This window comes from Sphingomonas sp. R86520, assembly GCF_042466285.1.
In the GTDB taxonomy this organism is placed as follows: domain Bacteria; phylum Pseudomonadota; class Alphaproteobacteria; order Sphingomonadales; family Sphingomonadaceae; genus Sphingomonas.
In genome coordinates this window covers 4,288,172-4,299,918 of record NZ_JAXHBZ010000001.1, presented here as the reverse complement: position 1 = coordinate 4,299,918, position 11,747 = coordinate 4,288,172, and the positions used below count along the sequence as shown (strand labels likewise).

The 11,747-nt window shown below is 63.9% G+C and carries 10 protein-coding genes; 7 read left to right on the top strand and 3 right to left on the bottom strand.

Annotation, left to right across the window (positions count from 1 at the left end; translation table 11 throughout):
• Positions 1-98: 98 nt before the first annotated feature.
• A complete protein-coding gene (locus tag SJY41_RS19800; RefSeq protein ID WP_380783932.1) occupies positions 99-419 on the bottom strand; it encodes a hypothetical protein in 321 nt (106 codons plus the stop codon).
• A 205-nt stretch (positions 420-624) separates the two neighbouring features.
• Between SJY41_RS19800 and SJY41_RS19795 the strand changes: the two genes are divergently transcribed.
• Positions 625-3,009, top strand: a complete 2,385-nt coding sequence (locus tag SJY41_RS19795) for a membrane-bound PQQ-dependent dehydrogenase, glucose/quinate/shikimate family (protein ID WP_380783930.1) — start codon at positions 625-627, stop codon at positions 3,007-3,009.
• Positions 3,010-3,242: 233 nt separating this feature from the next.
• Positions 3,243-3,944 (top strand): DUF6629 family protein, encoded by a 702-nt coding sequence (locus SJY41_RS19790; RefSeq protein WP_380783929.1) that lies wholly within the window; start codon positions 3,243-3,245, stop codon positions 3,942-3,944.
• A gap of 105 nt (positions 3,945-4,049) precedes the next feature.
• Here the strand turns inward: SJY41_RS19790 and SJY41_RS19785 are convergent, their stop codons facing one another.
• The gene (locus tag SJY41_RS19785) at positions 4,050-4,931 is read right to left on the bottom strand and encodes a fructose bisphosphate aldolase (protein ID WP_380784201.1); all 882 of its coding nucleotides are present in this window, start codon (positions 4,929-4,931) and stop codon (positions 4,050-4,052) included.
• A 147-nt stretch (positions 4,932-5,078) separates the two neighbouring features.
• Positions 5,079-6,404, bottom strand: a complete 1,326-nt coding sequence (locus SJY41_RS19780) for an MFS transporter (protein ID WP_380784200.1) — start codon at positions 6,402-6,404, stop codon at positions 5,079-5,081.
• 222 nt (positions 6,405-6,626) lie between these two features.
• On the opposite strand from SJY41_RS19780, the gene cyoA reads away from it, so the two are divergent.
• From cyoA to rfbC, 5 genes are all read left to right on the top strand, one after another.
• Positions 6,627-7,703, top strand: a complete 1,077-nt coding sequence (gene cyoA / locus SJY41_RS19775) for a ubiquinol oxidase subunit II (protein WP_380783927.1) — start codon at positions 6,627-6,629, stop codon at positions 7,701-7,703.
• Between the two features lie 21 nt (positions 7,704-7,724).
• Positions 7,725-9,725 carry a cytochrome o ubiquinol oxidase subunit I gene (cyoB, locus tag SJY41_RS19770; RefSeq protein ID WP_380783926.1) on the top strand — a complete coding sequence of 667 codons (2,001 nt, stop codon included), beginning with the start codon at positions 7,725-7,727 and terminating at the stop codon, positions 9,723-9,725.
• Between the two features lies 1 nt (position 9,726).
• The gene (gene cyoC / locus SJY41_RS19765; protein WP_380783924.1) at positions 9,727-10,359 is read left to right on the top strand and encodes a cytochrome o ubiquinol oxidase subunit III; all 633 of its coding nucleotides are present in this window, start codon (positions 9,727-9,729) and stop codon (positions 10,357-10,359) included.
• Positions 10,356-10,766 carry a cytochrome o ubiquinol oxidase subunit IV gene (cyoD, locus tag SJY41_RS19760; RefSeq protein WP_380783923.1) on the top strand — a complete coding sequence of 137 codons (411 nt, stop codon included), beginning with the start codon at positions 10,356-10,358 and terminating at the stop codon, positions 10,764-10,766. Before cyoC ends, cyoD begins: the two co-directional genes overlap by 4 nt.
• A gap of 383 nt (positions 10,767-11,149) precedes the next feature.
• Positions 11,150-11,737 (top strand): dTDP-4-dehydrorhamnose 3,5-epimerase, encoded by a 588-nt coding sequence (rfbC, locus tag SJY41_RS19755; protein ID WP_380783922.1) that lies wholly within the window; start codon positions 11,150-11,152, stop codon positions 11,735-11,737.
• Positions 11,738-11,747 lie beyond the last annotated feature (10 nt).

Sequence of the window (11,747 nt, the reverse complement as noted above, 5' to 3'; positions counted from 1 at the left end):
CCACAGGCGCTTGGCAGCCAGTACCGCCGCGCGTCACGTGTCTTGCTGGAGATCGTCGACCCTAGGTTTCGCAATATCGCGACCTCGGGTCCGGCGGATCAGTTGCCCTCGGCGTCCACCATGAACACCATCGGCTTGCCCCGCGACGCCGGTTCCCAGCCGGCCTGCAACGCGGCACGAACGCCACGAGCCACGAGCGCGTCGTTGATCTGGAGGCGTCCCCGTTGAAGTCCCTTCAACAGACGCTTCGGCGGCGGGAACTCCAGAATTGCGCCCCGCTGCATGTCCTTTTGCTGCAACGACACCATCATGCCCTTCCAGCCTTCCGCATCGGTCCATTGCGGCTCCCGCTGGAGTTGCCACTCATATGTCGATCCATCGACGTCGACGATGCTGGTACCGCTGCGAATGTTGAGCATGTCGATCGACCTAGCACGCCCCGAGGCACAAACCATCCTTCGAACGGTCCATCCTTCGAAAGGCCCGCTCGTACCAGAGATGGAGGGCGCTTCGTGATCACGTGCCGTCCAGCAGGCCGCCGCGAGCATAAAATTACTGTCAGGACGCAGCCGTAATTCTTATCATGCGTTAGGTGACTCAACAGGCTTGGGGCAGCGATCGATTATGGCACGTATCCTGACATCCGTCCTCGGTTGGGCGATCGCGATTCTCGGCGGATTCTTCGCCGTCGCGGGCGCCGTGCTGTTCTCGCTTGGTGGCTCACCCTATTATCTGCTGGCCGGCATCGCGATGATCGCAAGCGGCGCGTTGGTCGGCAGAGACGATCCAAGAGGCCGCTGGCTGTTCGTCTCGGTCTGGGTCGGGACGCTGATCTGGGCGATCTGGGAAGTCGGGTTCGACGGACTGCAACTCGTCCCGCGCGTCGTCGCGCCGACCGTGCTGCTGGTCTTGGTCCTGTTGACCGGGTGGCATCGTGGCACGTCGCAGCGTCGGCGTTCCAGCTTCACGAGCGCTGGGCCCGCCGTCACGGCCGGCTTCGTACTCGTATGCGTCGGCATTCTGGGGGTGCGCGGCGGCAACGTCGACGCCCAGAGCCCGATCCAAACGGTCGCGACGCCGGCGGGTCCGGTTTCGGGCGAGGCCGATGACGACTGGAAGGACTATGGCGGCACCGCGTCGGGGCGTCGCTATTCCGCGCTCACCGATATCACACCCGCCAATGTCGGTCGGCTGACGCTCGCCTGGACTCAGCGGACCGGCGATTTGCCGGTCGCGGCGGAGACCGACGAGCACAAGCGCGAATATCACTCCGAAGCGACCCCGATCCATATCGGCGACACGCTATATACCTGTACGCCGCACTCGTTCGTGCAGGCGATCAATGCCACCACGGGCCAGACGCGCTGGAGTTGGCATGAGGCCGCCAACGTGGAAGGCAATAATTACCTCGTGTGCCGCGGCGTCGCGTACTTCGAGGCCCCCGCCGGCACGCCCTGCGCCCGGCGGATCTTCGCACCGACGTTCAACGCTCGCATCGTCGCGCTCGACGCGGATACCGGCAAGGTGTGCCCGAGCTTCGGACAAAATGGCAGCATCGATCTTCGCGCGAACATGGGCCTGTCGAACGCATCGGACCAGATCGGGACATCGCCGCCGGTGGTCGTCAATGGTCGCCTGATCATCGGCGAACGGATCACCGACAACGTCAACCGCAACATTCCGAGCGGCGTCGTGCGGGCGTATGATCCGCTGACGGGCCGCCCGGTATGGGCCTGGGATGTCGGTCGATCCGCCGACGCGATCGCCCCGCTGCCCGCCGGGCAAGTCTATACGCGTGGCACGCCCAACGTGTGGGGCGCGATCACCGCCGATGCGGCGAACGGCATCGTCTACCTCGGCACCGGCAACGCCTCGCCCGATTACTGGATCGGCTATCGTCGTCCCTTCGACGACCGGTTCGGGACGTCGATCGTCGCACTGGACGTCGCGACCGGCAAGTTGCGCTGGAGCCGCCAGCTGGTCCACCGCGACATGTGGGACATGGACCTGCCGATCGGGCCATCGCTCTTCGATTATCGTGCGCCCGACGGACGGACGATCCCCGCGCTGATCCAGACCACCAAGATGGGCCAGGTGTATTTCCTCAACCGGCTGACCGGCGCGCCGATCACGCCGATCGCCGAACGCCCGGTTCGTACCGACGGCGCGACCCCCGGGGTCACGGTGTCGCCGACCCAGCCCTATTCGGTCGGCATGCCCTCGTTCACGCCGCCTGCGCCGAACGAGGTGTCCACATGGGGCGCAACACCGATCGACCAGCTGATGTGCCGTATCGACATCCGCCGCTCGCAGGGTGCCGGGATCTACCAGCCGATCGGCCTCAAGCCGATCATCGGCCACCCTGCGTTCGACGGCGTGACCGACTGGGGCGGTGCGGCCGTCGATCCCGTTCGCGGCATCATGACCGTCAACACGATGGAAATGCCGTTCAAGCTCTGGCTCATGCGTCGCGACGATCCGCGCGTTGGTCCGTTGATGGCGCAGAAGAAGGGCGGCGAGAACGCGCGACAGGCCCAGCTGCAGACGCAGTACAACACGCCGTACGTGGCCGTCGTGCAAGCCTGGATCGGCATCTTCGGCGCGCCCTGCAATGCGCCGCCATGGGGTCATCTGACTGCGGTCGACCTGAAGACGCACAAGATCCTGTGGCGCGAGGTGCTCGGTACCGCACGTGATACCGGGCTGTTCGGATCGCGCCTCGGCGTGCCGATCAAGACGGGCGTGCCGAACCTCGGCGGCTCGATCGTCACCGCCGGTGGCCTCGCGTTCATCGCTGCGACCACCGACCAGTATCTGCGCGCCTTCGACCTGAAAACCGGCAAGGTCGTGTGGAAGGCACGGCTTCCGGCCGGTGCCCAGGCAACGCCGATGACGTACCGCGGCGCGGATGGTCGCCAGTACGTCGTCATCACCGCCGGTGGGCATGGTGCGCTCGGTACGCGGTACGGCGATTACACCTTGGCTTTCGCTTTGCCGCGCACGTCGTAGGAGCAAACTGCGCGACGTTCGGCCAAGCACGCGCAAGCGGAGCGAACACGCAAGGACAACTGATCCATAGTTCGCTCGACGCCGCGTTCAGGCAATCAAGCGCCGTAGCAACGCAGAATACCCGAGGCTCCGTTGCCGCCCGACAAGCTCGTGGCGGCGGCGGCAAGCGTTGCTGGCTATGTGGCACGAAACACGCCACTCCGACATATCGGCAATAGCTAGAAAGACCGCTCATGTGCTTTTCGGCTACTGCAAGCTTCGTCGCCTCAGGGGTGCTGGCGACGATCGGCGTGGCGACGCTGCGTCATGTTCGCGAGCCGCGGGCGCTCCTGTTCGCCTCCGTGCCGCTGCTGTTCGCCGGGCATCAGTTCTGCGAGGGGTTGGTGTGGCTCGCATTCGACGGCGAACTCGGCCGGGTTGCGCTCGATCATGCCGTACTGCTGTTCATGCTGTACGCGCTCGGCATCCTCCCGACCTTGATGCCGGCCGCGGTGGCGCTGTTGGAGCCGCCGGGCTGGCGTCGCATCGCCATCGTCGGACTGACCATGGCCGGCGCGCTCGTGTGTGCCTGGGATATCGCAGGCCTGATCCTGTTCCCGATCCATGCCTATGTCGACCATTTCTCGATCGCGTATCGCAACGCGATGACGAGCAACATGGTCGTCTCGATCTTCTACATATTGGCGACGTGCGGCGCGCTGCTGCTATCGAGCCACAACGTCGTCAGGACCTACGGCGTGGTCAACGTCATCGGGCTGACGATCGTCCATCTGGTCAAAGGCTATGCGTTCGCGTCGGTCTGGTGCTTCTACGCCGCGATCCTGAGCGTCATGCTCTACTGGCAGTTCCATCGGCGCAAGATCGACGTCGAGACACCGAACAGCATTTCCGCCGCGCACAAGCCGTTCCTGCTGACCTGGCTGCGGGGAGCTTGACCGTAGCGGCCTATGCAGCGCTGGGTGCGCCCAATCATCATGCGCCGCGCCCCGGCATGATCGTGTCGACCAAACCTACCGGTAACTGGACGATCGTGAAGGCCGTCAGTCCTTGACCGTGGAAGCCAGATATATCTGATCGATCGCGGTCTTCAGCGTCGCGTCGAATGTCGCGTCGTCCATATCGTGGCGCAGGTCGCCGATGAGCGCGCGGGAAAAGCTCGCGATCATGCCGTGATCGGTCGCCAGCTTGCGGCACGCCTCGTCACGCGTGTAGCCGCCGGACAGCGCTACGACGCGCGTGACCCTCGGATGCGCGATCAGGGTCGTATAATGATCGCGGACCTCGGGGATCGTCAGCTTGACCATGACGTCGCGGTCCGCCGATAGCGCGTCGAGACCGCGCAGCAGTTCGTCGAGCAGGATGGCCTCGGCGGCCGCTTTGTCCGGACTTTTGATGAGGACTTCGGGCTCGAGGATCGGCAGCAGGCCGAAATCTGCGATCCGGGCCGCGATCTCGAACTGCTGCGCGACGATCGACGCGATGCCGCTTTGCGACGCGAGCCGGATGGTCGACCGCATCTTGGTGCCGAATATACCAAGACCGACCGCGCGCTCGAGCACCGCGTCGAGCGTCGGCATCGGCTTCATCAGACTGACGCCGTCGACCTCCGCCTCAAGCCCCTTGTCGACCTTCAGGAATGGCACGATCCCGCGTTCGGCCCAGAGAAAGGTCGGCACCGGGACCTCGCCTATGCGCCCGTCCATCGTCGCCTCGAACAGGATCGCCGCGATCACCTTGTCCGCGGTGAACGACGGGGCCGTCATGATCCGCACCCGGAACGCCTGAATCAGCGCGAACATCTCCGCATCGCCCGAATATTCGGTCTCGGCTAGTCCGTAAGCTTTGAGTGCGCCGGGCGTTGATCCGCCACTTTGGTCCAGCGCGGCGATGAACCCGCGCCCGTCCGACATCATTCTGGCCATTTCGACTTTCGACACGCCACATTCTCCACTGTCTGCCCGGTCAACGATGGCTGACAGCAAAAGGGCGCAACGCGAAACGCAATCGCTAGTGTACTGGGAGCTTCCGATCGCGCGCCATGAAGCCCGTGGTCCGCCGCTTCGGGTCGGCTATGCGTGCTTGCGCGCCCATTCCCGGTTGATGCCCAGTGCCGCCAGCGTGCAGACCGCGCCGGAAAACAGATAGGCTCCGACCGAGACCAGCCCGAAATTGCTGGCGAGAAGCAGCGCTGCCAACGGCGCGAAGCCTGCACCTACCAGCCACGACAGATCCGAGACGATCGCCGCACCCGTATAGCGCCGCATCGGCGAGAAGCTGGAATTGACCGATCCGGAGGACTGACCGAACGACAAGCCGAGCAGGATGAAGCCTAGCACCATGTAGATCGCCTCCCCCGTTCCGCCCGTCCCGAGGAGATGCGGCGCGAAGAGGCTGAAGACGGCGATCAGTACCGCCGAAACGCTCAGCACGGTGCGGCGGCCGAACGTGTCGGCCAGTTTGCCCGATAGCAGGATCGCGACCAGCCCGACCGCCGCCGCGGCCATTTCGATGGCAAGGAACCGCCCTGCCGTCTCGCGGTGCGTAAGGAGAACCCACGACAGCGGAAACACGGTCACGAGGTGGAACAGCGCAAAGCTTGCGAGCGGTGCGAAAGTGCCCAGAACGATCGTCCGCCCTTCACTTGCGATCGTCTCCCGTATCGGCGCGGGCCGCAGTTCACCGGTCGCGAAGAGTTCTTCGAACGCGGGCGTGGAGATAAGTCGAAGACGCGCGAAGAGGGCGACCACGTTGATCGCGAAGGCAACGAAGAAGGGATAGCGCCAACCCCATTCGAGGAACGCCGCCGGCGACAGGGTCGATTGAAGATACAGGAAGAGCCCGCTGGCGAGCAGCAATCCTACGGGCGCCCCCAGTTGGGGGATCATGGCGTACCAGCCACGCTGCCCGGGTGGCGCGTTGAGCGACAGCAACGACGGCAGGCCGTCCCAGACGCCGCCAAGCGCGACGCCCTGCCCGATGCGGAACACCGCCAGCAGGACCGCGGCCGCAATGCCGATCGTCGCGTAGCCCGGCAGGAACGCCATCGCCATGGTCGACCCGCCGAGAAGGAATAGCGCGATCGTCAATTTGGGGCCGCGCCCATGACGACGATCGACCCAGAAGAACAGCATCGACCCGAACGGCCGCGCGATGAACGCGAGCGCGAACAGCCCGAACGAATAGAGCGTGCCCGTAAGTGCGTCGACATACGGGAATATCAGCGACGGGAAGACCAGCACCGAAGCGATGGCATAGACGAAGAAGTCGAAGAACTCGGACGTCCGCCCCAGGATGACGCCGATCACGATCTCGCCGGGTGCGATCCTGTGCTCGCGCGCATTCACCAGTCGCGCGTCGCGCTCCAGCGCCGCCGAGTTCGCTCCATGCGCCACAATGCTCACACTCAGGCTCCTCGGAAATCACCAGTCGCGCCAAGTCGACGCTTCCCCATCGCCGCTCACCATAGCGGGAAAAACAACGCCGACTTTGACCGCCGTCAAAGTCGCCGTCGGCTGTGACGCTAGTGTGCGGGCATGCGCACAAAACGGCTCCTTCCTGCCTCACAGGCATTCCGCCTCGCTCTCGCCAGCGCACCTTTGCTGCTCGGAGGATGCGACATGGTCGTGATGAGCCCGACCGGAGACATCGCCCTGCAGCAACGCAACCTCATTCTCACCGCGACGGGGCTCATGTTGCTGGTCATCGTCCCCGTGATGGTCCTGACGGTGCTGTTCGCCTGGCGCTATCGGAGCAGCAATCCAAACAAGGTGTACGATCCGCATTTCGATCATTCGACGACGCTGGAACTCGTCATCTGGTGCTGCCCGCTGCTGATCATCATCTGCCTGGGCGCGGTCACCTGGACGAGCACCCACCGGCTCGATCCGTTCCAGCCGCTCGAACGGATCGCACCGGGCCGACCGATCGCCCCGGACACCAGGCCGCTGGAGATCCAGGTGGTCGCGCTGGATTGGAAATGGCTGTTCATCTACCCTGAGCAGAACATCGCGTCGGTCAACGAACTGGCGCTTCCGAAGGACGTACCGGTCCACTTCTCGATCACGTCCACCGACCAGTTCAGCACCTTCTACGCGCCGACCCTCGCGGGCATGATCTATGCGATGCCGGGCATGCAATCGGCGCTCAACGCGGTCATCAACAAGACCGGCGACAGCTGGGGCTATTCGGGCAACTACACCGGCGCCGGGCATACCGACATGCGGTTCCGCCTGCACGCGGTGGAACCCGGCGAGTTCGATCGCTGGGTCGCACAGGTGCGGAACAGCGGGCCCGCGCTGTCCGCGGTGGATTACATCCGGCTCGCGCAGCCGAGCATGAAGGTACCGGTCCTCCACTTCGGCTCGGTCGCGCCGCAGCTCTTCGACCGGGTGCTCAATCGCTGCGTCGAGCCCGGCAAGCCCTGCATGGTCGACGTGATGCGCCACGATCAGACGAACGGTCGTCCGGCGATCGGGCCGCGTGGTCCCGGGATCGACGCAGCACCACTGGCCGGTGGCAAGCCCGTACCGGCCCTGCAGAAGGCGCCCGAGGACAAGGGGTCCGGCCCCAACGTCACCAAGCCCGCCCAACCCGGCGCGCCCGGACAGCTCAAGCCCGGCGACCAGCGCAACCGCGACCTGTCGCGCGCCTTTCCCTTTTCGCAGCCTGGCGCCCCCCGCGCCGCGCACGCCTAATCCCTTGTTTGCAGGCGAACCATGACAGACCAGAGCCTCCTCAAGACGGTGTTCGGCCGCCTGACCTGGGAATCCTTCCCCTTCCACGAGCCCATCCTGTTCGGCACCTTCGTCGTCGTGATGCTGCTCGGGCTGGGTATCGTCGGTGCGGTCACCCGCTACCGGCTATGGGGCTATCTCTGGACCGAATGGTTCACCAGCGTCGATCACAAGAAGATCGGCGTCATGTATATCATCCTGGCGATCATCATGTTGCTGCGCGGATTCTCCGACGCGCTGATGATGCGCGCGCAACAGGCGCTCGCGTTCGGTGACAATCCCGGCTTCCTGCCGCCCCATCATTACGATCAGATCTTCACTGCGCACGGCACGATCATGATCTTCTTCGTCGCGATCCCGCTGATCGTGGGCATCGTAAACTTCGTCATGCCGCTGCAGATCGGCGCGCGCGACGTCGCCTTCCCGTTCCTCAACAATTTCAGCTTCTGGCTGACCGCGGCGGGGGCCGTGCTGACCATGGTCTCGCTGTTCGTCGGCGAGTTCGCCCGCACCGGCTGGCTCGGCTACGCCCCGCTGTCGGAACTGGCCTATAGTCCGGACACCGGAGTCGATTATTACCTCTGGTCGCTCCAGATCGCCGGCGTCGGAACCACGCTGTCCGCAATCAACATGGTGGCGACCATCATCAAGATGCGTGCGCCCGGCATGACGATGATGAAGATGCCGGTGTTCTGCTGGACAGCGCTGTGCAGCAACATCCTCGCGATCGCGATCTTCCCCGCCCTCACCGCCGCCTTCTTCCTGCTGATGCTCGATCGCTATATCGGCACCAACTTCTTCACCAACGAACTCGGCGGCGCGCCGATGATGTACTGGAACATGGTGTGGATCTGGGGTCACCCGGAGGTCTACGTCCTGGTCCTGCCGGCGTTCGGCATCTATTCGGAAATCACCTCCACCTTCACCGGCAAGCGGCTCTTCGGTTACACGTCGATGGTCTACGCCACGGTGGTCATCACCATCCTGTCATACCTCGTCTGGCTGCACCATTTCTTCACGATGGGTGCAGGGCCCGGCGTCAACTCGTTCTTCGGCATCGCCACGATGGTGATCGCGATCCCCACGGGTGCCAAGATCTTCAACTGGCTGTTCACGATGTACCGCGGCAACATCCGCTGGGAACTGCCGATGATGTGGGTGCTGGCGTTCATGCTCACCTTCACCGTCGGCGGCATGACGGGCGTGCTGCTCGCCATTCCGCCGGCCGACTTCGTGCTTCACAATTCGCTGTTCCTCGTGGCGCATTTCCACAACGTGATCATCGGCGGCGTGGTGTTCGGCCTGTTCGCGGGCATGGTCTACTGGTTCCCCAAGGCGTTCGGCTTCAAGCTCGACGATTTCTGGGGCAAGGTCGCTTTCTGGGGCTGGGTGGTCGGCTACTGGATTGCGTGGACGCCGATCTACGTCGTCGGCCTGATGGGTACGACCCGGCGCGTGAACCACTTCGACGATCCCTCGCTCCAGCCCTATTTCATCATCGCCGCGATCGGTGCGGTGATCATCCTGGTCGGCATTCTCGGCTTCGTGATGAGCATCGTCATGGGCTGGGTGAACCGCGACAAGCTGCGCGACGTCACCGGCGATCCGTGGGGCGGACGCACACTGGAATGGTCGACCTCGTCGCCACCGCCGGCGTATAACTTCGCCCTGACGCCGGTCATCCATGATCTCGACGCCTGGTACGACATGAAGGAGCGCGGCTACGAACCGCCGACCGAAGGCTTCCGTGCGATCCACATGCCGCGCAACACCGGCGCCGGCGTGATCCTCGCGGGGCTCGCCCTCGTCCTCGGCTTCGCGATGATCTGGTACATGTGGTGGCTCGCCGCGCTGAGCTTTGCAGGTCTCCTCGTGGTGGCCATCCGCCATACGTTCAACTTCACGCGCGACTATTTCATCCCAGCCGACGAGGTCGCCCGCACGGAGCGGCTGCGCGCCCAGCAGCTTGCGACCGGAGCCTGACATGACCGAGCACGCTTTCGACAACGCCGTGGCGGGTCCGACCTGGCACCTCGCCGAAGAGGACCATGATCACGGTGGCGGCGGCGCCACCATCCTGGGGTTCTGGATATATCTGATGAGCGACGCGCTGCTCTTCGCATCGTTGTTCGCGATGTTCGGCGTGGTGGGCGCGAACTATGCGGGCGGGCCGACGCCCCGCGACATATTCGACCTGCCGCTGGTCGCGCTCAACACCGCGTTCCTGCTCGCCTCCTCGATCACCTTCGGTGCCGCCATGCCGCACATCGCGGCGGGCCGGGTCGGCCGGACGCGCTTCTGGCTGACGGTCACCGGCGTGCTCGGCGCAGCGTTCGTAGGAGTCGAATTCTACGAGTTCTCGCATCTGATCGACGAGGGCGCGACGCCGCAACGCAGCGCTTTCCTGTCCGCCTTCTTTACTCTCGTTGGCACGCATGGCGCGCACGTCACCGTCGGGCTGATCTGGATGGGCACGGTGCTGATGCAACTGGGCAAGCACGGCCTGTCCCCGGCAATGAAACGACGCCTGCTGTGCCTGTCGATGTTCTGGCATTTCCTCGACATCATCTGGATCGGTGTCTTCACCTTCGTCTATCTGTTTGGAGTAATCCGGTGAGCCTATCCCCAGAGCAGGCGGACGCCGCCTCGAACGGTCATGACGAAACCGGAGGACATGACGGCCGGAAGGGATACCTCACCGGCTCGATCCTGTCCGTAGTGCTCACCGTCATCCCGTTCTGGCTGGTGACGTCGGGCGCGGTGCACGACGTCCAGACCGTCGCGTTCCTGATATTCGGGTTCGCGCTGGTGCAGATCGTCGTGCACGTCGTGTTCTTCCTGCATCTCGACACGCGCTCGGAAGGCGGCTGGACGTTGCTGGCCTTCCTCTTCACCACGGTGATCGTATTCCTGACGATCGGCGGCTCGATCTGGGTCATGTATCATCTGAACGCGAACATGATGCCGATGCCCGGCAACGGCGTGGGCAACATGAGTGGCATGGCACCCGGTAGCGAGCCCTGAGCCCTACCCACCTTGCCCGCTATGGGTTGAACGACCTTCGATCCGGCGCTTACGCAACATATGCCCTCGACCTTATGACTGAGTACGGATCTCTGGCAGCGCCGTCGGCTTGTGAACGAAAATGCGGCTCCAGCCTGTTCCGACGATCCCGCTCCAGTCCCATCGGCGAGCGATGCCGCCGCCGGTATACAGCGTAGCCCCGCGCATTTTAAGCGCAGGAGACTGAGTATCAACAGTCAAGATACCAGGTTTTCAGTTTGAACCTTGTAATGTTGCCAGTTCACCAGCGAATTATGAACGACGTATATACAATTGGGTATTAGCCGATCTAACCCAAGTTTATGATATTGTAGCCACACGCGTGGCACGTTACCTGTCGGCTAATGAGCCTTTCGCGACCTACTGTTCAGCTGATAGCTTCACGCCGCTTCGGCGATGCCCGTGGTTGGTTCACCGAGGTCTATTCGGTGCCGGCCTTCGAAAAGCTCGGCATCAGCTGCACCTTCGTGCAGGACAACCACTCGCTGTCCGTGCCGGCGTACACGCTCCGGGGCTTGCATTTCCAGACGCCGCCACGCGGTCAGGACAAGCTGGTGCGCTGCATCCGCGGTCGGATCTTCGATGTCGCGGTCGATATCCGCAAGGGCTCGCCGACCTATGGGCAATGGGTCGGCGCCGAGCTGTCGGCGGACAACGGCCACCAGCTGTTCGTGCCCGTCGGTTTTGCGCACGGCTTCGTCACGCTCGAGGACAATTGCGAAGTCAGCTACAAATGCTCGGACAGTTACGCCCCCGATAGCGATGGCGGTATCCGCTGGGACGACCCCGCGATCGGCTCGGGCGGCATCGACTGGCCCCTGCCTGCCGGCACCATTCCCGAGCTTTCGGCCAAGGATGCGGTCCAGCCGCTGCTTGCCGACTTCGACAGCCCCTTTCCCTATGACGGCCGCCCGCTGGCGCCGCTCGCCTGAAGGACTGAAC

Coding starts and splice junctions, on each gene's coding strand:
- SJY41_RS19795 (WP_380783930.1), top strand. CDS start 625: ATGGCACGTATCCTGACATCCGTCCTCGGTTGGGCGATCGCGATTCTC.
- cyoC (WP_380783924.1), top strand. CDS start 9,727: ATGACCGAGCACGCTTTCGACAACGCCGTGGCGGGTCCGACCTGGCAC.
- cyoA (WP_380783927.1), top strand. CDS start 6,627: ATGGTCGTGATGAGCCCGACCGGAGACATCGCCCTGCAGCAACGCAAC.
- SJY41_RS19785 (WP_380784201.1), bottom strand. CDS start 4,931: ATGGCCAGAATGATGTCGGACGGGCGCGGGTTCATCGCCGCGCTGGAC.
- rfbC (WP_380783922.1), top strand. CDS start 11,150: ATGAGCCTTTCGCGACCTACTGTTCAGCTGATAGCTTCACGCCGCTTC.
- cyoB (WP_380783926.1), top strand. CDS start 7,725: ATGACAGACCAGAGCCTCCTCAAGACGGTGTTCGGCCGCCTGACCTGG.
- SJY41_RS19790 (WP_380783929.1), top strand. CDS start 3,243: ATGTGCTTTTCGGCTACTGCAAGCTTCGTCGCCTCAGGGGTGCTGGCG.
- SJY41_RS19800 (WP_380783932.1), bottom strand. CDS start 419: ATGCTCAACATTCGCAGCGGTACCAGCATCGTCGACGTCGATGGATCG.